The organism is Aureimonas endophytica (genome assembly GCF_014642635.1).
Taxonomy (GTDB): domain Bacteria; phylum Pseudomonadota; class Alphaproteobacteria; order Rhizobiales; family Rhizobiaceae; genus Plantimonas; species Plantimonas endophytica.
Window position 1 is genome coordinate 346,401 of sequence record NZ_BMIQ01000003.1, and the last position, 20,907, is coordinate 367,307.

General features: G+C 69.4%; 17 protein-coding genes. 6 read left to right on the forward strand and 11 right to left on the reverse strand.

The genetic code is table 11. From position 1 onward, the window contains the following. Positions 1-71 precede the first annotated feature (71 nt). The 5 genes from IEY14_RS11785 to IEY14_RS11805 are packed head-to-tail and all read left to right on the forward strand — an operon-like array spanning position 72 to position 5,069. Positions 72-1,013, forward strand: coding sequence for a MurR/RpiR family transcriptional regulator (locus tag IEY14_RS11785; RefSeq protein ID WP_188908638.1), 942 nt, complete (start codon positions 72-74; stop codon positions 1,011-1,013). Then, a complete protein-coding gene (locus IEY14_RS11790; RefSeq protein WP_188908640.1) occupies positions 1,003-1,656 on the forward strand; it encodes a cysteine hydrolase family protein in 654 nt (217 codons plus the stop codon). Before IEY14_RS11785 ends, IEY14_RS11790 begins: the two co-directional genes overlap by 11 nt. Then, positions 1,653-2,975, forward strand: coding sequence for a type I glutamate--ammonia ligase (locus IEY14_RS11795; protein WP_188908642.1), 1,323 nt, complete (start codon positions 1,653-1,655; stop codon positions 2,973-2,975). Before IEY14_RS11790 ends, IEY14_RS11795 begins: the two co-directional genes overlap by 4 nt. Next, positions 2,975-3,757, forward strand: a complete 783-nt coding sequence (locus IEY14_RS11800; RefSeq protein ID WP_188908644.1) for an N-formylglutamate amidohydrolase — start codon at positions 2,975-2,977, stop codon at positions 3,755-3,757. The genes IEY14_RS11795 and IEY14_RS11800 overlap by 1 nt, the downstream gene beginning before the upstream one ends. Continuing rightward, positions 3,744-5,069 (forward strand): M20 family metallopeptidase, encoded by a 1,326-nt coding sequence (locus IEY14_RS11805; RefSeq protein ID WP_188908645.1) that lies wholly within the window; start codon positions 3,744-3,746, stop codon positions 5,067-5,069. The genes IEY14_RS11800 and IEY14_RS11805 overlap by 14 nt, the downstream gene beginning before the upstream one ends. Here the strand turns inward: IEY14_RS11805 and IEY14_RS11810 are convergent. From IEY14_RS11810 to IEY14_RS11830, 5 genes are read right to left on the reverse strand one after another with little or no spacing between them, the layout of a single operon-like run. Beyond that, positions 5,062-6,090: a branched-chain amino acid ABC transporter permease gene (locus IEY14_RS11810; protein ID WP_188908647.1), complete on the reverse strand. Its 1,029-nt coding sequence runs from the start codon at positions 6,088-6,090 to the stop codon at positions 5,062-5,064. The two genes, IEY14_RS11805 and IEY14_RS11810, sit on opposite strands and share 8 nt — an antisense overlap. After that, positions 6,087-6,962: a branched-chain amino acid ABC transporter permease gene (locus IEY14_RS11815; RefSeq protein WP_188908650.1), complete on the reverse strand. Its 876-nt coding sequence runs from the start codon at positions 6,960-6,962 to the stop codon at positions 6,087-6,089. Before IEY14_RS11815 ends, IEY14_RS11810 begins: the two co-directional genes overlap by 4 nt. Before the next feature lie 8 nt (positions 6,963-6,970). Continuing rightward, positions 6,971-7,687, reverse strand: a complete 717-nt coding sequence (locus IEY14_RS11820) for an ABC transporter ATP-binding protein (RefSeq protein ID WP_188908653.1) — start codon at positions 7,685-7,687, stop codon at positions 6,971-6,973. Beyond that, a complete protein-coding gene (locus IEY14_RS11825; RefSeq protein ID WP_188908655.1) occupies positions 7,684-8,421 on the reverse strand; it encodes an ABC transporter ATP-binding protein in 738 nt (245 codons plus the stop codon). Before IEY14_RS11825 ends, IEY14_RS11820 begins: the two co-directional genes overlap by 4 nt. A gap of 4 nt (positions 8,422-8,425) precedes the next feature. Beyond that, complete coding sequence (locus IEY14_RS11830) at positions 8,426-9,655, reverse strand: ABC transporter substrate-binding protein (RefSeq protein WP_188908656.1); 1,230 nt, start codon at positions 9,653-9,655, stop codon at positions 8,426-8,428. Positions 9,656-9,799: 144 nt separating this feature from the next. On the opposite strand from IEY14_RS11830, the gene IEY14_RS11835 reads away from it, so the two are divergent. Continuing rightward, a complete protein-coding gene (locus tag IEY14_RS11835) occupies positions 9,800-10,615 on the forward strand; it encodes an alpha/beta fold hydrolase (protein WP_188908658.1) in 816 nt (271 codons plus the stop codon). Between the two features lie 35 nt (positions 10,616-10,650). On the opposite strand, the gene IEY14_RS11840 is transcribed toward IEY14_RS11835, so the two are convergent. From IEY14_RS11840 to IEY14_RS11865, 6 genes are all read right to left on the reverse strand, one after another. Next, positions 10,651-10,926 carry a TOBE domain-containing protein gene (locus IEY14_RS11840; RefSeq protein WP_188908661.1) on the reverse strand — a complete coding sequence of 92 codons (276 nt, stop codon included), beginning with the start codon at positions 10,924-10,926 and terminating at the stop codon, positions 10,651-10,653. A gap of 394 nt (positions 10,927-11,320) precedes the next feature. Next, on the reverse strand, positions 11,321-14,011 hold the full coding sequence (locus tag IEY14_RS11845) for a carbohydrate-binding protein (RefSeq protein ID WP_188908663.1): 2,691 nt from the start codon (positions 14,009-14,011) through the stop codon (positions 11,321-11,323). Beyond that, positions 14,008-16,242 carry an MGH1-like glycoside hydrolase domain-containing protein gene (locus tag IEY14_RS11850; protein WP_188908665.1) on the reverse strand — a complete coding sequence of 745 codons (2,235 nt, stop codon included), beginning with the start codon at positions 16,240-16,242 and terminating at the stop codon, positions 14,008-14,010. The genes IEY14_RS11845 and IEY14_RS11850 overlap by 4 nt, the downstream gene beginning before the upstream one ends. Positions 16,243-16,269: 27 nt before the next feature. Beyond that, positions 16,270-19,788, reverse strand: coding sequence for a molybdopterin cofactor-binding domain-containing protein (locus IEY14_RS11855; RefSeq protein WP_188908667.1), 3,519 nt, complete (start codon positions 19,786-19,788; stop codon positions 16,270-16,272). Beyond that, positions 19,785-20,273 carry a (2Fe-2S)-binding protein gene (locus IEY14_RS11860; RefSeq protein ID WP_188908669.1) on the reverse strand — a complete coding sequence of 163 codons (489 nt, stop codon included), beginning with the start codon at positions 20,271-20,273 and terminating at the stop codon, positions 19,785-19,787. The genes IEY14_RS11855 and IEY14_RS11860 overlap by 4 nt, the downstream gene beginning before the upstream one ends. A gap of 30 nt (positions 20,274-20,303) precedes the next feature. After that, on the reverse strand, positions 20,304-20,774 hold the full coding sequence (locus tag IEY14_RS11865; RefSeq protein WP_188908671.1) for a MarR family winged helix-turn-helix transcriptional regulator: 471 nt from the start codon (positions 20,772-20,774) through the stop codon (positions 20,304-20,306). Positions 20,775-20,907 lie beyond the last annotated feature (133 nt).

Sequence of the window (20,907 nt, forward strand, 5' to 3'; positions counted from 1 at the left end):
CGAAACATGAGGCCTGCATCATGCATCGCTGATTGTTTGAAATTCGACAGATCGGCTGTATGGATGCGAGAATGAAAAGCCCGCTTCACGAGGGACAGGCGGCGGACCCGGCCGCTCCGTCATCGCTCCGCGATCTGCTGACGCACTCGGACCTGCGCTTCACGCCGTCGGAGGAGAAGGTCGTGCAGGCGGTGCTCGCCGACTATCCCGTCGCCGGGCTCGGCACCGCGACCAGCCTCGCCCGCCGCGCGGGGGTGAGCGACCCGACCGTCGTCCGTCTCGTCGCCAAGCTCGGCTTCGACGGGTTTTCGGCCTTTCAGGCACGGCTTCTGGCGGAGGTGGAAGCGCGCCTCCAGTCGCCCCTGCTAATGATGGAGGCGAAGCGCGACAGCCTGAGCGGCGACAGCGGCGTCACACGCTATCTGCGCTCCGTCGGAGCCGCGCTGGAGCGGACGGAAAGCCTGGTGCCGATCCAGCTTTATGACCGCGCCTGCCGGCTGCTCTTCGAGGCGAAGGGCGAAGTCTTCGTGCTCGGCGGGCGCTTCAGCCGCAATGTCGCCGGCATGCTGGCGAGCTATCTCGTGCAGCTTCGCCCCCGCGTCGTCGATCTCGGGCGGCTGACGGGCGACGAATTCGACCGGCTCGTCGATCTCGGGCGGCGCGACCTTCTGATCGTCTTCGACTATCGCCGCTATCAGTCGGACGTCGTCGCCTTCGCCCGGCAGGCGGCCGGCCGGGGCGTGCCGGTAATCCTCTTCACCGATCCCTGGCGCTCGCCGATCGCCGAGGTCGCGGAGGTGACGCTGATCGCCGAAGGGGAGGCAGGCTCGCCCTTCGACACATTGGCGCCGGCGGTCGCCCAGATGGAGGCGCTGGTCGCCCAGGCCCTCGGCCATACCAAGGGTCAGGAGCGGCGGCGCATGGAGGCGCTGGAGCGCGTGCGCACCGAGAACGGGGTGACGATCGGCGCCGGCCCGCAGAACGAAAGAATGGAACGGGACGATGGCATTTGAGGCGACGCGACGCGACGCACCCTTCGCGAAAGGCGCGACGGCGCTGCTTCTCGTCGACATGCAGCGGGTCTGGCTGGAGCCGGGCCTGGACCCGGACCATGCCGACTGGGGACCGGACCATTACTTCTACCGCGAAACGCGCGAGCGCGCTGTGCCGAACGCGCGGCGCCTGCTCGACGCGGCCCGTGCCTCCGGCGTCGAAGTGCTGCACACGATCATCCGCAGCCTCACCCGCGACGGGCGCGATCGCTCGCTCGACCACAAGCTGACACCGATCCATCTCGGCCCGGACGCGCCGGAAGCCCTGCCGGTGGCCGAACTCGCGCCGGTCGGAGACGAGATCCTCCTGCCGAAGACCTCCTCCGGGGTCTTCAACTCGACCAATCTCGACTACCTTCTGAAGAATCTCGGCATCCGCCACCTGGTCGTTGCGGGCGTCCTCACCGACCAGTGCGTCGACATGGCGGTGCGCGACGGGGCGGACCGCGGCTATCTTGTCACCTGCGTCGCCGATGCCTGCGCCGCGCCCTCGCCGGAGCGGCATGCGCACGCGTTGAAGGCCTTCGGCGGCTATTGCTGGCTCGCCGGCACCGACGAGGTCGAGAAACGGTTCCACCGCCTGGCGGACGAGGTCGCGGCATGAGCGACGTGCCGGGTCTGGCGACGCTCGTCACCACCGATCTCGCCGCGATCACGCGCGGCCGTCCGGTTTCCGAGGCGCGGCTGGCGCGCGGGGGCGGCACCGGCATCGGCTGGGTGCCGGCCAATCTCTGTCTCACCGCCTTCAACACGATCGCCGATCCCAATCCCTTCGGCTCGATCGGCGATCTGCGCATCCTACCCGATCTCGCCGCACGCTATGCGACCGATAAGACGTCGAGCCCGACGCGCTTCGACCTCGTGATGGGCGATATCGTCACTCTCGACGGCAAGCCCTGGGACTGCTGCCCAAGGCAGTTCCTGCGCGAGGCGCTGGCCCTCCTGAAGGCCGAGACCGGGTTGTCGCTCCTCGCCGCCTTCGAGCACGAGTTCCAGCTCGACGGCGCGCAGTCCGGCGCGGCGAACCACGCCTTCTCCTTCGCGGCCCTGCGCGAGGCCGATCCCTTCGTGCCGCGTCTCCTTGCCGGCTTGGAGGAGGCGGGCGTCGAACCCGAACTCGCCTTCGCCGAATATGGCGCCAATCAGTTCGAGGCGGTGCTCGCCCCGGCGGACGGGCTCGCGGCGGCGGACCGGGCCGTGGTCCTGCGCGAGATGGTGCGCGAGCTTGCCCGCAACCTCGGCCGCCGCGCGAGCTTCACGCCGAAGCCGGGGCTGGACGGCGTCGGCAACGGCGTCCACATCCATATAAGCCTCGTCGATGCGGAGGGCCGGCCCGCCGGCTTCGATCCGGCGGGACCCGGCCGCCTGTCGGCCCGGGGCGGTGCCTTCTTCGCCGGAATCCTCGCCCATCTGCCGGCGCTGACCGCCGTCACCGCGCCGGCCGAGCCGTCCTACTACCGGCTGAAGCCGCATAACTGGAGCGCGTCCTATACCTGGCTCGGCGAGCGCGACCGGGAAGCGACGCTGCGCATCTGCCCGACCGTTTCCTTCGGCGGCCGGGACCCCGCCGGCCAGTTCAATGTCGAGTACCGGGCGGCCGATGCGCTCGCCAACCCCTATCTCGCGCTCGGCGCCCTCGTGCGGGCGGGGCTGGAAGGGCTGCGGGCGGGCCTTCCGGCCCCGCCCGTCGTCGCCGGCGATCCCGCCGAGATGAGCGAGGCCGAGCGCGCGGAGAAGGGGCTCGCCCGCCTGCCGGAGAGCTGCGCCGCCGCGCTCGCCGCGCTGGAAGCGGACGAGGTGGCGCGCGGCTGGTTCTCGCCCGATCTCCTGGCGAGCTTCCTTGCCGTCCGCCACGCGGAACGCGCCGCCGTCGCCGGGCTCGATCAGGCCGCCGTCTGCGAGACCTATCGGATGCTCTACTGATGGCGGCACCGGGCGCCGGAGACGCGATCGCGCCGGTGGAGAGCCTGAACGAAGGCGGCTCCAGCGACATCGTGCTCGTCTGCGAACATGCCGGCAACCGCCTGCCGCCCGGCTACGGCACGCTCGGCCTGCCGGCGGCGGAGTTCGAGCGCCACATCGCCTACGACATTGGCGCCGGCGCGCTGACGGAAGCCCTGTCGCGGCGCCTGGACGCACCGGCCTTCTTCGGCACGCTGTCGCGCCTCCTCGTCGATCTCAACCGTCCCTTCGGCGTGCCGTCCTCGATGCCCGTCCTGTCGGAGGCGACCGAGATTCCCGGCAATCGCGACCTTGACGCCGAGGAGCGGGAGCGCCGCCGCCGTCTCGTCTTCGCGCCGTTCCACGATCGGCTCGCCCGCTTTCTCGACGCGCGCGACGCCGCCGGGCGCAGAACGCGGCTCGCCGCGATCCATTCCTTCACGCCCGTCTTTCTCGGGCGATCGCGGCCTTGGCATGCGGGCGTCCTGTTCGAGCCGCCCGAAGCCTATGGCCGTACCGTCCTCGACGCCCTGCGGGCCGAACCAGACCTCGAGATCGGCGAGAACGAGCCCTACCGGATCGATCGCGACGAGGACTACGCCATTCCCGTCCACGGCACGGATCGCGGCTATCCGGCCGTTCTCGTGGAGGTGCGCAACGATCTTCTCGGCTCGCCCGACGCGATCGCGCGCTGGGCGGAGCGTCTGGCCCACGCCCTCACCCTTCCCCTGACCACCGACGAGGTGTCCCATGTCCGCGCCTGAAGCATCCCCCGAGATCCTGGCCGCCGTCATCGCCGAGATCGACCGGGAGCCGGATTTCGTCACCGGCCTGACCGCCGAACTCGTCCGCATCCCGACCGTCAATCCGAAGTTCCAGGCCGATCCCGCCATCAATCGCGAGGCGGAGCTGCAGGCGCATCTGGCGCGCGTGCTCGACGCCGAGACCTTCTCGACGCGGCTGTCCGAGGCGCTGCCCGGCCGGCCGAACCTCATCGCGGACCGGCCGGGCTCGGAGGAGCGCAGCCTCATCCTCTGCGGCCATGTCGACGTGGTGCCGGTCGGCGAACGTAAGCGCTGGACCGTCGATCCCTTCGGCGGCGAGATCCGGGACGGGCGTCTCTATGGTCGCGGTTCGATCGACATGAAGGGGGGACTTGCCGCCTGCGTCGCCGCGGCCCGCGCCATCCGCAAGGCGGGCGTCGAACTCGATGGCCGCCTCGCCATCCATGCCGTGGTGGACGAGGAAGCCGGCGGTTTCGGCGCGATGGCGGCCGTGCGCGAGGGGCATCTCGCCAAGGCCGTGCTCGTCGCCGAGCCGACCTGGGGCGACGTCCTGCCGGCCGAGGGCGGGCTGGAATGGGCGCGCGTCACGATCCGCGGCCGCGCCGCCCATTCTGCCTGGCGCTACAACGAGATTTATCCGCAGGCGGCGACGCCGGGCCGGCTCGACCCCGGCACCAACGCGATCGAACTCGCGTCCCGCTTCATCGAGGCCTTGCGCCATTACGAAGCCGGTCGCACGCGGGCTCGCTCGCATCCGCTGCTGCCCCCCGGCATGAACACGATCAATGTCGGCGTGATGCGCGCCGGCGCGGGCCTCGGCGAGGACGGGCTGCCGCTGGTGATGACCAATCCGGCGATCATCCCCGACATCGCGGTTCTCGATCTCGACATGAAGTTCCTGCCCGACGAGACCTCCGCCGAGTATCGGCGCGACTTCGAGGCCTTCGTGCACCATTTCGCGCAGACGGATGCCTGGCTGCGCGCCCATCCGCCGACGATCCAGTGGGAGCTCGGCGGGTTGCATTTCCCGCCGCTCGACACCCCGCCTGACCATCCGCTCGTCGCCTCGCTGGTCAAGCGGAAGTCCGCCTTCGGCAAGGCGCCGGAGATCCGGGGCTTCGTCGCCGTCTGCGACGCCGCGCATTATGCGGGAGCCGGCGTCGACGGCGTCATCTTCGGACCCTCCGGAGACGGCTTCCACGGGGACGACGAATATGTCGACATCGCTTCGCTCCGGGAGACGGCGAAGGTGATCGCTGCCAGCGTTCTCGACTGGTGCGGGGTCAGGTAGGTCGCATCAGGCGGCCGGCGCGCCCGGCCGCCGCCTTGACGAGGCCGGCGAGGCCCGCCGGATAGGCCAGCATCACGCCGATGATGAGAAGGGCGACGATCATCGGCCGCCATGCGCCGAAATCCGCCATCGCTTCCGAAAACAGCGTCAGCAGGAACGAGGCGAGGATTGCGCCGTAGATCGTTCCGGTGCCGCCGAGCAGCACCATCGACAGGATCACGGTCGACAGGCTCATGCCGAAGACGTCGATCGAGGCGTTGCGCTGATAGGCGGCGTAGAAGGCACCGGCCGCGCCGGTGAAGAAGGCGCTCGAGGCCATCGTGACGAGGCGCAGCCGCGCGACGGAGAGGCCGCGCGCCACGGCATAGTCCTCGTTGTCGCGCAGCGCGACGATCGCCGCGCCGAAGCGCGAGCGCACGACGAGGCGCAAGACCGCCGTCGAGGCGGCAAGGAGCCCGAGCGCCAGATAGAAATAGGCGAATTTGTTGTCGCGGATCATGTTGTGATCGCCGAGCGTCAGCGAGGGGATGCGCACGATGCCTTGCGTGCCGCCGGTGAGGTCCGACTGGCTGAGGATCACCTGCATCGCGAGCTGAGCGAAGCCGAAGGTGACGAGAATGATGAAGATGCCCTTCAGCCGCAGGATGGGCACCGTCACGAGCACGGCGGCGAGTGTCGACAGGACCCCCGACAGGGCCAGCGCCGCCCAGGGCTCGATCCCGGCGAGCTTGGTCAGGAGGGCATAGGCATAGACGCCGATGCCGAAGAGCGCGAGATGGGCGAAGTTGAAGATGCCGCCATAGCCGAGGCTCAGATCCCAGTTCGAGGCGACGACGGCATAGATGAACGCCATGATCAGGACATGCCGTCCGTAGGATCCGCCGACGACGAGCGGCAGGAGGGCCAGGAGCGCGAAGCCGGCGGCGAAGGCCAGCGCTTCGAGATGGGCGGGAAATCGTCCGGGCGCGCGCGGCAGCGACGTGGCCGACGCCGGAGGCGAGACGAGACCGAGGGCGCTCATGCGAACCTTCCGATGCGCGGCGCGAAGAGCCCTTCGGGGCGCACCATGAGGGTTGCGATCAAGACGGCGAAGAGGATGGCCGGCGTCCAGTAGAGGCCGAAGGCGTAGTTGGAGAAGGCTTCGAGGAAGCCGATCAGATAGGCCGCGAAGATCGGCCCGGAAATCGAGGAGATGCCGCCGAAGACGACGACGATGAGCGCCTTCAGGAGCGGATCGCCACCCATGGCCGGCGACATGAAGCGATAGCCGCCGATGAAGATGCCCGCGAGCCCGGCAAGGCCCGCCGAAAGGGCGAAGGCGAGGCCGTAGAGCGCCGTGACGTTGAGGCCGACCAGCCGCGCCGAGTCCTCGTTCTGCGCGACCGCGCGCAAGGCGAGCCCGAGCCGCGTGCGCGTCAGGAACAGCCAGAGGGCGAGGAGGATCAGCGGCGTGGCGACGATGATCGCGAGCTGATGCAGCGAGACGCCGATCGGGCCGATCGTCATGCCGCCCTCGATCAGCGGCGGCAGCTGTTTGGATCGCGGCCCGAAGGCTTGGAGCACGCCGTTCTCGACGAGCGATCCGGCCGCGAGCGTCGTGATCACCACGACGAGGACGAGGTTCGGCCGCCCGATCAGCGGGCGCACCACGCCGGCCTGAAGCAGCCAGCCGGCCCCGCCCATCAGGACGATCGCGCCCGGGAGCGCGAGGACGAGCGGCGGCCCGGCCGCCGTCAGCGCCCAGGCGAGATAGGCGCCCAGCATCATCAGCGCGCCATGGGCGAAGTTGAAGACCCCGATCGTCGTCCAGACGAGGGCGAGGCCGACCGCCATCATGGCATAGAGCGAACCCTGGAAGAGCCCGCCGAATACGATCTCCGCAAGCGGCTGCATGGCGTCCCCTAATGCCCGAAATACATGGCCATGATCGCGTCATGGCCGATCGTCTCGCCGGGCCGGATCTCCGCCCCGACCGCGCCGTGATTGATCAGGAAGAGATGGCTGGCGAGACCGAGCAGCAGCTCGACATCCTCGTCCACGACGATCAGCGGCACGCCGGCCTCCGAGATCGCGCGCACCGCCGCCGCCAGTTCCTCCTTGAGCTTCGGCGAGAGGCCGAGCGTCGGCTCGTCTAGGAGGAGAAGGCGCGGCGCCCCCATCAGGCCGGTCGCGATCGAGACCATCTGCCGCTCGCCGCCGGAGAGCGTGCGCACCGGCTGGCGCCAGCGCTCGGCAAGGCGCGGGAAGATCGCCGCCGCCCGTTCGCGGTTCTCCTTCTCGCCCGCCCGCGCGCGCTTCGTCCAGGCGCCGAGCGCCAGGCATTCGGCGATGGAGAGATCGGGGAAGAGCCGGTTGCCCTGCGGCACATGGATCAGCCCACGCTCCACGATCGCCCGGGGCGAGAGCGGCGTGATGTCCTCGCCGAAGAAGCGGATGCGGCCGGCGCGCGGGCGCACGAGGCCGGACACCGTGCGCAGAAGCGTCGTCTTGCCGTGACCATTCGGGCCGAACAGGCCGACATTGCCGTCAGGGCCGGCTTTCATCGACAGGCCGTTGAGAACGCTGACACGCCCGTAACCGGCGACGAGGTCCTCGATCTCGAGCGGCGCGGCGCTCATGCCGCGGGCCTGCGCGTGCCGAGATAGGCCTCGACGACCTTGGGATCGGCGATGACGCTGCGCGGGCTGCCGCTCGCCAGCACCCGCCCGCCGTTCAGGATCACGAGATGGTCGGAAAGGCTCATGAGGAAGGTGAGGACGTGCTCGATGAGGACGATGGTGACGCCGCTGGCTGCGATACCCTGGATGAGGCCGATCGAGGCCTCGATCTCGGGCCGCGTCAGGCCGGAAGCCGGCTCGTCCAGAAGAAGGAGCTTCGGCCTCATGGCGCAGGCCGTCGCGAGCATCAGGCATTTGCGTTCGAAGACCGAGAGCTCGCCCGCCAGGCGCGGGAAGGTCGCGGGCGCGAGGCCGACGAGCCCGAGCGCGTTCGCGGCTGCCTCGCGCGCCGGGGCCGAAGCCTTCCGCCGGCCGCCGAATGTCGCGCCGACAAGGGCGTTCTCGAAGACCGTCAGACCGTCGAAGCTCGTCTCGCGCTGAAAGGTGCGGGCGATGCCGGCCTGCGCGATCTCATGCGCCGGCAGGCGCTCGATCGGCCGGCCCTCCAGCCGCACCGTCCCGCGATCTGGCCCGAAGGGAATGCCGGTGACGAGGTTGAACAGCGTGCTCTTGCCGCTGCCGTTCGGCCCGGCGATGCCCTGGACCCGCCCCGCCTCGACGGCAAGCGTGACGCCGTCGACGGCCTTCAGTGAGCCGAAGGCCTTCGCGGCGTCCTCGATCTCCAACAGCGCCACGCGTCTATTTCGTCCAGGGCTGGGGCTGGAACGCGTCCGTCGCATAGGCGGGCGGCGAGATCAGCCGACGCTGTCCGTCGAAGATCTGGAAGAAGGTGAGGGGGATGTAGTCGTCGCCCTGCATGGCGAGATGCGTCGCCGGATCGAACTTGAGGCGGCCGGCGACGGTCTGCTTGTCGGTCTCGGCGATCGCCTTCATCACGGCCGCGTGGTCGGCCGGGTCGCCGGCCTTCTTCAGCGCGTCGAAATAGACGTTGACGATCTCGTAGAGCGCGACGCCGTAGGTGCCGCTCTCGACGCCGTAGGCCGCCTTGAACTTCTCGGCGACCTCGGCCGCGCGCGGGTTCTTCGGCGTCGTCAGAGGACCGCCGAGCAGATTGTAGATCACCCCGTCCGACTTCTTGCCGGTCAGCTGGACGAATTCCGGCACGCTCGGGGCATATTGGAGGAAGACGAGGCTCTTCGTCGGCTGTTCCAGGAACTGGTTGAGGAAGGAGGCCGAATTGCCCGGCAGATAGTCGGTGTTGATCACGATATCGGGCACGTCGGCCCGGATCTTCGCCAGGATCGCGCGCCAGTCGGTCACCTCGCCGAAAGGAACGAGCTCGTCCACGGTCAGAGTCCAGCCCTTCTCGGCGAAGGTCTTCTTCATGCCTTCGGAGATGGTCTTCGAATAGGCGTTGTCGGAGGAGACGATCGCCACTTTCTTGGTCGGCAGCTGGACCTTGCCCTCCGCCGCCAGCGTCTCGACGAAACCGGGAACATCCGTGTTGTAGGCGTCGAAGGACGGGGTCCAGGACCAGCAGCAGGCATAGTCGTCGGGTTTGGGCGCGATGATGTCGCGCGTCTGCTGCGACGTGGCCGCGAGGATGTAGGGCATCTCCGCCTCGGCCATGTTGTCGATCTCGAAATTGGTGAGGCTCGCATAGCCCGTCAGCATGAAATGCACGGCGGGGTCGCCGAGCAGACGCTCGACGGCGCTCGTGACGTTGCCGGCCGACTGATCCTTCACGTCGCCGACGGCGAGTTCGAACGTGTTGCCGTTCAGACCGCCGGCCTTGTTCATCTCGTCGATGGCGAGCTGCGCGCCGCGCTGGAATTCCTGGCCGTCGGCGCTTGCCGGGCCGGTGAGCGGCGCAAGGAGGCCGATCTTCACCACGGCGGCGCCCGCCGGCGCCGCCAAGGCCGCGAGGAGCGCGGTGGTGGCGAGGAGGCGGTTGACGAAGCTTGGCATGGCGGTCTCTTCTCCTCGTTGAACGGCGCCGCGCTTCGTCGGCATATCGACAAGCTAACCTCATTGCATACGATCTGAAAAGATTATTTCATAAGCACGCCTGCCGGATCGGCAGGTTTCGAAGCACGATGAGGGACAAGCGGAATGGGCCAAACTCGGATGGTGGACACGAGCCACGGGGCGATCGCTCTGCGCGACACGGAGTCGGACGGCCTGCCGGTGCTGATGATCCATGGCAATTCATCGTCCGGCGCGATCTTCCGCAACCAGCTGAAAGGACCGCTCGGCCGGCGTTTCCGGCTCATCGCCCCGGACCTTCCGGGTCATGGCGATTCGGCGGATGCCATGGCGCCGGAGCGGACCTACCGCATGGAGGGCTATGCCGAAGCGATGGTGGAGCTTCTCTCCCTGCTCGGGATCGAGCGGGCGGGCGTCTTCGGCTGGTCGCTCGGCGGCCATATCGGCCTGGAGATGATCTCGCGCTATCCCGGCCTGCTCGGCCTGATGATCACCGGCACGCCGCCGGTAAACACGGCGACGGTCGGGCAGGGCTTCATCCCGAGCCCGCATATGGGCCTCGCCGGCCAGGAGGTCTTCACGCCGGAGGATGTCGAGACCTATGCCCGCCATACCTGCGGCGAGCCCTTCGAGCCTTTCCTGCTCGATGTCGTCGCGCGCACCGACGGGCGCGCCCGGCGCATGATGTTCGAGGCCTTCGTGGCGGGAACCGGCGACGACCAGGAGGCGATCGTCGCGACGTCCGGCCTGCCCTTGGCGGTCGTGAACGGAAAGGACGAGCCTTTCGTCGATCTCGCGCATGTCGCGAGCCGGCCCTATGCCAATCTATGGGAAGGCCGCACGATCGCGATCGATCATTCCGGTCATGCGCCCTTCTGGGACCGGGCGGACGCCTTCGACCCGATCTTCGAGCGCTTCTTCGCAAGTCTTTCGGCACGCTGAACGGACGGGCTCCGTCACGCCGGCGCCCGCCCGCCTCAGGCGGCGAGACGCAGGCCCGTCTCGGCCGCAAAGATCCGGGCATCGGCAGGATCGAAGCCGAGATGCACCGGCTGGCCGGGCGCGAGCGAGCCGAGGCGGTCGACCTTCAGCACCAGCGTTTCGCTGGCCGGCGTCGCGACATGGATATGGGCGTTCTCTCCCATATACTCGACCGCCGCGACCGTGCCGGCGACGATGGCCGCCTCCGGCGCGGCAAGCCGCAGTTTTTCCGGGCGTATGCCGAGCTTCAGCGGCGCCCCGACACCGCCCATCCGGCCGAGCGGACGCGGCAGGGCGAGACCGAAGCCGCCGGCGAGCGTCAGCCAATCCCGCGATACGCTGCTGAAGGTAGTAATGCGCCATGATCAACGCGTCCCTGATGGCATGGCATAAGAACGGCAGCGAATAGCGAGGGCCGAGATACTCGTCGGCATGGGGCATACGCACGCGGTGCAGCGTGGATCGCAACTGGTCGTCGCTCCAGCGCAAAGGCTCGAGGGCACTCCCGCGCGGCTTCTCATTCCGACGCGGCCGGAGGCGAGAGGACGAGGTCGCAGATCAGCGGAAATCCGAAGCGCCCCGTCGAACTGCTATGCCGTGTCGGCAACCACCGTGTTGCGGTCATCGACCATGTTTTCCGAGAGCGGAAACTGGGATGCAATCGTCCTAACGGCGCCGTCCATGACTGCGCGCATCAGGCGTCGAGGCGATCAGGCGTGGCGGGGCGGCGAGGCCGGAGGGGAAGGAGGCAGGGCCTCCGAAGGCTGTGTCGGAATAATAGCGGTTGGCCGCCGTATTCCGGACCCGCAATTCGATCTCGAATTCCGAGCCCAAGTCGAGCGGCAGGGCGAACGAAGCGTCGCCCGCGATGTGGCGGCCGAGCGGAACGCCGTCGACGCGTAGATCCGCTGTTTCATGCACCTTGGGAAGAGAGAGGCGCCAAGCCAGAGGCCTCGCCGTTTGCGGCAGCAGGACGCTCCTCCGATAAAGACCGGTGCCCGAAAAGCCTGAGAAGCCCTGCTGTTCCCAGCCTCGATCGACCATAATCGGCACCGGATCGCCGCCGGCGATCTGGAGCGTCCATCCATCGGCGAGAACGAGTGAGACAAGCTCCGCGGGAACCGTCACGGGGCTCGTCGGTGTTTTTCGCCCCTTTTCGTGGCGCACGCCCTCGCGGATCGTGAGGCAGAATGCGCGCTGAGCGCCGATGGGAAGCGAGAACCCGGTGCCGTCGATCGCCGGCTCGACCGCCGCGAGACCCTCTGCCGCATCCGGCGCCCAGATGGAAACTTCGAAAGACGCAACGCCGGTTTCCACGAACACATGACGGAGCGTCGCCGCATCGTTGAAGATTGCGATCCGCCAGGCGTCGCCGCAGAGGGCGACCGAGCACCGCGTCGTATCCCCGTCTTCGAAGCGGACCTCCGGCCGGACGCGCGGCAAGGCGGCGATGCAGGCGGTGATCGCCTCCACCGAGCTGTCGGGGTAGCGGATGAGGCCCTCCCGATCCGAGGCGAGCCAGGAAGCGGGCTCCGATGGTTCGGCCACGGCATCCCGTCCCGCCCGCGCGCAGGTCCGGCCGGAGGCGAGGATGCGGCCGCCCCGCTTCGCGAAGCCGGACATCGATTTGATGGCCGCCGACGACGCGAGCGATGTGACGGCCGGCAGGATCAGCGTCTCGTAGCGGCGCTCCGGTTCGAGGGCGGCGGCAAGCGTCGCTTCGTCGACGATGTCGTAGCCGATCCCCGCATTCGCGAGCGCCTGCGCCCAGCGCCCAAACACCTCGCCGCAAGGATGCGCCGGGCCTTCTGCGCGGATGGTGTCCAGCGGATAGAGCAGCGCCACGGGTCGGAGTGGTTCGCCCTCCTCCAGGAAGGCCGAGAGCCGGGCGAGCTCGGCGAAGATCGCCGGGCAGTCCTCCCACCAGGGCTCGAAATTGAAGGCCGGAGGAAAATCGAAGCGCGGATTGGCGAGGAGGCGGTCGTCGTCGTCGAAGCCGTCGGTGACGTTCACCGCGTGAAGCACGATGCGGCGGGCGCCGGTCAGGATGTGCCGGATCGCCTGCGCCCGGAAACGCTCCGGCGTCAGTCCCCATTGGCCGGCCAACGCCGGCATGCCGGTGTCGCGCCCGGTCGAATATTGCTCGACCGTGCAGCGCTTGCGGCCGTTCGCCCGCGCCACGCTGTCGCCGAGCCTGGCGCTGAGTTGCGGCGCGTAGTCGGCGGCGTCTGCCGCGGTTTCCGTGCGGTAGGCGTCGATGCCGAAATAGTCGACCCCCGGCATCGCGCGGGGATCGAACCCTTTCAGGCCGCCATGCAACGTCCAGCCGCCGACATGGGTCAGGAGTTCGTGGCCCGTGAAGCCGACGCCGCGCTCTCCGGTCCAGCGCGACAGGGTGCCGAAGAAGGCGTCGTGCATCCGTCGCGAATAAGTTTCGAGGAGGCCCGCCCGCAGCGATGCCGTGCGCGGACCGACATCGCGTGCGAGCGACAGAAGAGCGGCGGCATCGTCAAAGGCGGCAGGCAGTCCGTCCGACAGGAGGCTGTTGCCGAGATTCCCCGCGTGCTCGTTCCAGACGTAGAAGCCGGCATGGGGATGGTCGAAGAAGACGCTTTCGGCGGCTCCCCCAGCGGCATCGAGGAGGGGCGCATAGACCGTTTCGGCGAAGCGGGTCGCGGCGTCCGGGAGAAGATAGTTGACGAGGCGCGACGTCCGGCAACGGGCGGAGGCGAAGACGGTGACCAGCCAGTCGTCGGGAACCTGCGCCGGCTCGACGGCGATGCGGCAGGACGCGGGCCCGATCGTCTCGATGCGGACGACATTGCCGAGGACGCGGATGTCGCCTTCGTCGGCGATCGTCCTCGGATGCGCGACGGCGAGCACCGATCGCCAGTCGTCCCATCGGGGCATACCGCCGTCATAGAGCCAATCCCGGCCGAGGTCGCCGAGAAACTCGAAGAAGGGCGCACGGATGTCGGTGATCGTCAGGTCGGTGGCGGGATGACCGCTCGTCCAGAACAGATGGCGCTCCCGCAGATGGTCGGCGCCTTCCACCGTTCGCCCGCCGCCATGGCCCGACATCCAGCCATACTCGTCGTAGATCGTGATGCCGAGACCCTGCCGGCCTGCCTCGACGCAGGCTCGTCGGTAGGCGGCGAGATAGGAGTCCGACAGGTAGGCGCGGCGGTCGAGCGCGGGCCGCGCCTGGATCATGATCGCGCCGATACCCTTGTCGCGCATGTCCGCGAGTTGCCCGACGATCTCGCTCTCCGTCGGAATGCGATGCCAGAACCAGAAGGCGGCGGTGCGGAACGGCCGGGCGGGCTCGCGGAACCAGCGTGCCGGTCGATCCGTCATGACGCGGCTTCGGGCGCGAGATGCCAGTCGAGGCGCGATCCGGCCGCGATGCCGGCGAGATCGACGATGCGGCAGTCGTTCTCGATCCGCGTTTCGATCTCGCGTCCGGCAAGGCGGGCGGCGATGAAGCGGCTCGACGGCTCCGGGCCCAGCCGGAAGAGGGCGCCGGCCTCCTGGCTGTCCGCCAGAGTCACCGAGACGATCGAGCGCTCGACGAGGACGCGGCGCAACCGTCCCCTGGCCCCTGTCGCGAACAGGAGCCCGGCCTCCGTCGACAGCGTCAGAAGGCCGCCATCCACCGTTGCGGTCACCGGCCCGACAGGGCTCTCGACAGGCCCCAGCCGGGCGGGCACGCCGTCGTTCACGAGTTCCCAGCCGTTCCAGGGGCTGATGTCCATGACCTGCGCCACCGCCATCAGCGGCAGCATCGCGCCCCAGATGTAGAACGGATCGTTGCCCGGCCGATCGTCGATCTCGCCGGTTTCCGCGCCGTAGTTCTCGCCGCAGAGCCGGCGCTCGTCCCAGGACTGCCGGAACAGCGCGAAGCTCTTCGCGGCGAGATCCGCCGCCTCGGCCTCGAAGCCGTAGCGGCGCAAGCCCTGCCAAACGAGAAAGTTCACGTTCGGCCAGATGCGGCCGCGCCAGTAGATCTGCTCGCCATAGGCCGGATCGACCCGCGCCACGTTTGGCAGCGGCAGGGCGCCCCCGAACATCGCCGGATCGGCGAGATGATCGAGAAGACGTCGCGCCTGGGCGGCGTCGGCCGCACCGCAGAGAAGCGGAAAGAAGCTCGTCGGCGAGACGCTGCGCACGAAGCCGCCGCCCCGCTGGCGGTTGGCGAACAGGCCGCGCGTCTCGTCCCAGAGCTCGGTTCGTATGCGGGTGCGCGTGTCCTGGCCGAGCGCCGCGAACCTCGCAGCCTCCGTCTTTCGCCCGAGTTCGTCGGCGATGAGCCCGAGCATTTCCGCATCGAGCGCCAGCGCCGAGTTCAGCCCGACGTCGAATGTGGAAAGACTGCGCGATGCGGGATCGTAGACGGCCTCGTCATGGGTCGGCGAATTGTCCATGCCGGTCTCGTTCCGCGCCCCGAACGCCGTGCCCTTGTACATGGCGTCGCCGACATCGGAGGTTCCACAAGAGACGAGCCCTCTGCCGTCGGGATCGCGGGCCTCGCGCCACCAGAGCTGGTTGCGGGCGAGCGGATCGAACATTTCGGCGAGAAAGGACCGGTCGCGGCTGCGCAGGTACATGGTCCAGGCGATGAAGGCGCCGTGCGGGGCCTGGCTACGGTCGACCCAGGCATCCTTCGGATTGACGAGGCAGGCGATATTGCCCTGCGGCGTCGCGCTGCCCATCGCGACCGAAAAGTTCCGGCGGCCGAGGGCGGGGTCGAGCATGCCCGCCATCAGGGCCGCGAAGCATTGGTCGTTGTACCAGACGGCGTCGCCGAGGTTCCAGATGCGGCTCGCCGCCGTGGTGACGCGGCGGCCCGCGCGGTCGTAGACCGTGTTCCAGCCGAGGACGTCGCGCACGGCGTCGAGCGCGCCGGCGAAACGGCCCGCCTGCAGGGGCGCCGCCTCGGTCGCCGGCGGCGCGGCGAGCGCGGCCCGCGCCTTGGCGACGGCGAGTTCGCGGCTGTCGGCGACGGCCGCCGCGAAGCGCTGGTTCGGCATCATCTCCAGATTGAAGCGGAGCGCGAGAGTTTTCGCCGCCTCGCTGCGGCTCGACTTGTCGAAATAGCCGTTGGCGTCCATGTCGGCCACGAGATCCGCGACGCTGTCGTGGCCGGTCACCAGCGCCGGCGCATCCGCCGAGGCCAAGGCGACGAAGCGGCCCCCGACCTCCACCACCGCCGCGCCGGCCGCCGCGTTGTAGCGGATCGTCGCGCCGTCTTCCGCGCTCATGCAGAGTACGACCCAGTAGCGCAGGCCCCATTCCCCGGCCTCGCGACGCTCCCAGCCGCCGCGAAGCACGAAGGCTTCGGGCCGCTCGCAGGCGAAGGCGAGGCGGGTATCCGCATGAACCGTCTCGAACTCGATCCGCCCGCCGCCGAGATCGTGCTGTCCGAAGCGGATCTCGCTCGGCGGACAGATGGTGGTCGCATGTTTCGCCTTCGCCGAATAAAGCACCGGGGCGATCCTCACTCCGAGCGGCAGGAACACCATCTCGGCCGGCCGGTCGGACCATGTGTTCCAGGCGCTCGCGAGGGGAACGTTCTTGTCGAGGAGCATGCGCGTCGGTCCGAAAGGGGCGGGAAATCAGGAATGCGGAGCGGTTCTCGCGGCCGCTACAGCCGCGGGCAGCCCGCGCCAGGACGGCTTGTCCGGGGCGAAGCGCGCCCGCAGATAGTCGATGAGATCGGCGATCGCGCGATCGTCGAGAGCGGCCCCGAAGGCCGGCATCGCCTCGCCCGGCGTTCCGGAATGGGCCGGCACGCCGCCGAGGATCGCGCGGATCGCGTTGTCCGGGCTGTCCGAATGGAGGGCGGTGTTGAGGGCGAGCGAGGCGATCGGCGCTCCGGAGGTGTGGCAGGCGGCGCAGGCGCCTTCGAACGTCCGTGCGCCGCTCGGTGCCGCGAGCATCGCGCCGCTCTTCGCCGCTTCGGACGCCGCCACGGTTCGAGCGGCAGCGGCCGAGGCCTCGTCGGCGCTCGCGGGGGCCTCGGAGAGGGTCGCGAGATAGCGGGCCATGGCCCGGATGTCCTCGTCGGGAACGGCTTTCAAGGATTCCACCACATGCGCCATCGGGCCCGCCGCCGATCCGTGCTCGGCGGAGTGGCCGGTGCGCAGGTAGTCGTACAACGCCTGGCCGGTCCAGGCGACGGGCGCGGGGCCACCGCGCAGCGAATGCGCCTGCCAGCCGTCCACGACGCCTCCGGTCAGATGCGCCGCGCCCTTCACCTCCGCGCCGAGCGCGTTGCGGGGAGAATGGCAGGCGGAGCAGTGGCCGAGCCCTTCCACGAGTTCGGCGCCCCGGTGCCATTCGGCATCCCGGCCGGGCGCGGCGGGCACGGGCGCGGACGACAGGAAGAGGGCGTTCCAGCCTGCCATCAGCGGGCGGATGTTGAAGGGGAAGCGCAGATTCGTTCGCGGCACCTCCGCGCCGACCGCCGGCTGCGCCATGAGATAGGCATAGAGCGCCTGGAGATCGCGCTCGCTCGCCTTGGCGAAGGACGTATAGGGATGGGCCGGATAGAGATGGTGCCCGTCGCGCGACACGCCCTGGCGCATCGCTCGCTCGAAGGCGGGGTAGCTCCAGGCGCCGATGCCGCTTCCGACATCGGGCGTGATGTTCGATGCATAGACCGTGCCGAAGGGAGTAGCGAGCGACCGGCCGCCCGCGAAGGGCTGGCCGTCCGTTCCGGCATGGCAGATGTTGCAGGCCCCCGCCGCCGCCGCGATCCGCCCTTCTTCGATGGTCGCGGGCGAAAAGACGCCGGCGGCCGGGCGCTCCACCGGCGGAATGGCCGAACGAAACGGCAGGACCGCCGCGCCGGCGGCGAGCGCCCCCGCGAGGGCGCCGGCCATCGGCCGGAACCAACGCCTCTTCGCCGGCCTCGGCGATTCCTGATGTCGCATCGGCGCGGGGAGGGGGTTCAGCGCGGCCCGCACCTTTTCCGGCGTCAGCGGCAATTCGCGGAAGCGGATGCCGGTCGCGTCGAAGACGGCGTTGCAGATCGCGGCCGCGCTCGGAACCGAGGCGGATTCGCCGGCGCCGAGCGGCGGCTCGTCGGGGCGCGGGACCATCAGGACGTCGATCTCGGGGACGTCCGGGAATTGGAGGATCGGATAGGCGCCCCATTCGAGCGCGGCGACGCCCGTTTCTGAAAACCGCACTTCCTCCTTCAGGACGCGGCTGGTCGACTGGATGACGTTGCCGTGGATCTGGTGGCGCACGCCGTCGGGATTGACGACCTGACCCGTGTCCTGCCCGCAGACGACGCGCGTGACGGCAATCTCGCCCGTCGCCCGGTTCACCGCGACATCGGCGACCCAGGCGGCCCAGGCGGCGGCCGTGCCGGGGAACTTGCCGTGGACGTAGACGGCGTAGGCGAAGCCGCGCCCGTAAAGGATGTCGCCGTCCCCTCCATGCGTGCAGGGTTCGGCATGCGGCCGCCATTCGGCCCGCGCGGCGACGGCGCGCACGAGATCGATCGCGCGCGGATCGGTGAGGTAGCGCAGTCGGTATTCGATCGGATCGACCTTCGCCGCGGCGGCGAGTTCGTCGATGAAGGATTCGTGCGCGAAGGTGTTCGGCATCGCCGAAACGCCGCGGAACCATGACGCGCGGGCGATCGGCGGCATGTCGTGGACGGTGACGCGAAGGTTCGGGAAGCTGTAGGGCGGGATCGCGGTGCGGTCGCCCATCTGCGCCACCTCGGCCACCGGCGGCACCTTGCCGGTGAGGATCAGCGGCAGCGTCGGGGCGAGATTGGACGGATAGCGCGTCTCGAAATCGTAGAATGCCGGGCCGCCCTCCTGATCGAGGCCGCCGCGCACGTCCACCACCTGACCCGCGCCCTTCGGTTCCCAGCCGTGCTCCTGCTCGCGCGTCAGCTGCACGCGCACCGGCCGGCGAACCGCGCGCGACAGGAGCGCCGCATCGGCCGTCACGTCGTCGGCGCAATTGCGCCCGTAGCAGCCCGCCGCTTCCAGCCGCTCCACCACGATCCGCTCCTCGGCCAAGTCGAGAAGGCGGGAAAGGTCGGCGCGCATCGGGTAGGGGTTCTGCGTGCCGGACCAGACGGTGAGGCCGTCCTCCCGCCAATCGGCGACGGCGCAGGACGGGCCGATCGAGCCGTGCATCTGGTAGGGCCAGACATAGGTCCGGTCCATCGCCTGCGTCGCGCCGGCGAGCGCCCGCTCGACGTCGCCCTCCTCGGCCAGCCGGCGGGCCGCCGCCGGATTGTCGCGCAGCGCCGCTTCCGGGCGGTTGAGGTCGGGAATGCGCGGCGGCTCGCGCCAAGTGACGTCGAGACGCCGCATCGCCTCGATCGCCTGTTCCTCGCGCGTCGCCACGACGCCGACGAAGTCGCCGACGACGACCACCGCGACGAGGCCCGGCAGTCCGGCGACGGAAGCGTCGTTCACCGCGACGAGGCTGGCGCCGACATGCGGCCCGACATCGAAACCCGCATGGGGCGGGCGCACCACCCGGCCGTGCAGCATGCCGGGCAGGCGGACGTCGTGAACATAGGTGAAGGTTCCGGTCGCCTTGGCGGGGATGTCCGTGCGCGCCTGCGACCGGCCGACGATCCGGTGGGCGGAGCTCGGCTTCAGCGGCACGTCCGGATCGATCGCGATGCGCGTCGCCGCGCCACCCGCGACGAGGTCGCCGTAGGCGACGAACAGATTGCTACCCTCTCCCACCGAGACGACGCCGTCCTCGACGGCAAGGCTTTCCGGCGGAACGCCGAGCCGCGCCCCCGCGAGGCGCAGGAGATGAGCCCGCGCGGTGGCCGCCGCCCGGCGCAGCGGCTCGGCAGTCACCTGGATGGTCTCGCTGGCGATCGTCGCGCCCTGGTTCGGGGCGGCCGCGGTGGAGCCCAGCACCATCCGCACCCGCCCGAACGGCACGTCGAGTTCTTCGGCGACGATCTGCGCGAGCGCCGTGCGGATGCCGGTGCCGAGGTCGACATGGCCGTTGAAGGCCGTGACGCCGCCATCCGCGGCGACGGCGAGAAACAGTTCGTCACGGCCGGCGAGCGGCCGGACCACGGTCAGCGTATCCGGCGCCGCGAGCCAGTCCGCCGCCGTTCGATCGCACGGCACCGTCATCGCACCGCCTCCGTGTGCACGGTCGCGGCGGCGCGCACGGCCGCGAGGATCTCGACATGCGTCCCGCATCGGCAGAGATGGTGGCGCAACGCCTGCCGGATGGCGCTCTCGCTTGGGCGGGGATCGCGGCGCAGCAATGCGACGGTGGCGATGATCATCCCGTTCAGGCAGTAACCGCACTGGGCGGCCTGGGCGGCGATGAAGGCGGCCTGGACGGGATGCGGCGCCTCCGGCGTGCCGAGCCCTTCCAGGGTCGTCACTTCGCGGGCGCCGAGCGCCGACAGCGGCAGGACGCAGGAGCGCACCGACCGGTCGCCGACGAGAACCGCGCAGGCGCCGCACTCGCCGAGGCCGCAGCCGTATTTCGGACCGTTCAAGGCGAGATCGTTGCGCAGCACGTAGAGGAGCGGCGTATCCCGCGCTGCTTCCACCTCGACGCTGCGACCGTTGACGCGGATCGCGACCGAAGCGCGAGGATCAGCCAACCGACGCCTCCCCGCTGGCCTGCGCCGCGATCAGGGAGAGGGATCGAGCGCCGCGACGATGCGCAGCGTATGGAGAAGCGCCATGCGCTCGGCCGGGTTGAGATTCTCCATGGTCAGTTCGGTGATGCGCCGGGCACGCGGGATCATCTCGGAAAGAAGGTCCAGTCCCGTCGGCGTGATCGCGGTGATGACCTTGCGCGCGTCGGCGGGATCCTTCGAGAGGGCGATCAGTCCGCGTGCCTTCAAACGGTCGACGATGCCGCGAATGGTGGCCTGGTCGATTCCCGTCACCTTCACGAGATCGCCTTGCGACTGGGGACCGTTGTCCTTCAAGGCGCAGAGCGTCGAGAACTGCACCGAGGTGATCTGTGCCTCGCCGCTTTCGGCCTGAAAGATCGAGAGATGGCGTTGATAGGCACGGCGCAGCAGATAGCCGACCTGCGACGTGAGATCGTAGGCATCGTCCGCCTCGGTCGCACCCTCGCGCGCGGCATCCCGCATGTCCCGTCTCCGTCGGCGCTGCAGGCTGAGGCCCCGCCGCACCGAAGACAGGGCAGAACCGGTCTAGGCCGCGCGGCCGGGCGACCGCAAGGGCCAAGGGGAATCGCGACCGGACCGGCTCCGTCCGATGCGG

Excerpts from the sequence above, each read along its gene's own strand:
- IEY14_RS11785 (WP_188908638.1), top strand. The coding sequence starts at position 72 with ATGAAAAGCCCGCTTCACGAGGGACAGGCGGCGGACCCGGCCGCTCCG.
- IEY14_RS11815 (WP_188908650.1), bottom strand. The coding sequence starts at position 6,962 with ATGCAGCCGCTTGCGGAGATCGTATTCGGCGGGCTCTTCCAGGGTTCG.
- IEY14_RS11810 (WP_188908647.1), bottom strand. The coding sequence starts at position 6,090 with ATGAGCGCCCTCGGTCTCGTCTCGCCTCCGGCGTCGGCCACGTCGCTG.
- IEY14_RS11865 (WP_188908671.1), bottom strand. The coding sequence starts at position 20,774 with ATGCGGGATGCCGCGCGCGAGGGTGCGACCGAGGCGGACGATGCCTAC.
- IEY14_RS11845 (WP_188908663.1), bottom strand. The coding sequence starts at position 14,011 with ATGACGGATCGACCGGCACGCTGGTTCCGCGAGCCCGCCCGGCCGTTC.
- IEY14_RS11840 (WP_188908661.1), bottom strand. The coding sequence starts at position 10,926 with ATGGGCGGTGTCGGGGCGCCGCTGAAGCTCGGCATACGCCCGGAAAAA.
- IEY14_RS11795 (WP_188908642.1), top strand. The coding sequence starts at position 1,653 with ATGAGCGACGTGCCGGGTCTGGCGACGCTCGTCACCACCGATCTCGCC.
- IEY14_RS11830 (WP_188908656.1), bottom strand. The coding sequence starts at position 9,655 with ATGCCAAGCTTCGTCAACCGCCTCCTCGCCACCACCGCGCTCCTCGCG.
- IEY14_RS11805 (WP_188908645.1), top strand. The coding sequence starts at position 3,744 with ATGTCCGCGCCTGAAGCATCCCCCGAGATCCTGGCCGCCGTCATCGCC.
- IEY14_RS11855 (WP_188908667.1), bottom strand. The coding sequence starts at position 19,788 with ATGACGGTGCCGTGCGATCGAACGGCGGCGGACTGGCTCGCGGCGCCG.
- IEY14_RS11835 (WP_188908658.1), top strand. The coding sequence starts at position 9,800 with ATGGGCCAAACTCGGATGGTGGACACGAGCCACGGGGCGATCGCTCTG.
- IEY14_RS11800 (WP_188908644.1), top strand. The coding sequence starts at position 2,975 with ATGGCGGCACCGGGCGCCGGAGACGCGATCGCGCCGGTGGAGAGCCTG.
- IEY14_RS11820 (WP_188908653.1), bottom strand. The coding sequence starts at position 7,687 with ATGAGCGCCGCGCCGCTCGAGATCGAGGACCTCGTCGCCGGTTACGGG.
- IEY14_RS11850 (WP_188908665.1), bottom strand. The coding sequence starts at position 16,242 with ATGCTCCTCGACAAGAACGTTCCCCTCGCGAGCGCCTGGAACACATGG.
- IEY14_RS11790 (WP_188908640.1), top strand. The coding sequence starts at position 1,003 with ATGGCATTTGAGGCGACGCGACGCGACGCACCCTTCGCGAAAGGCGCG.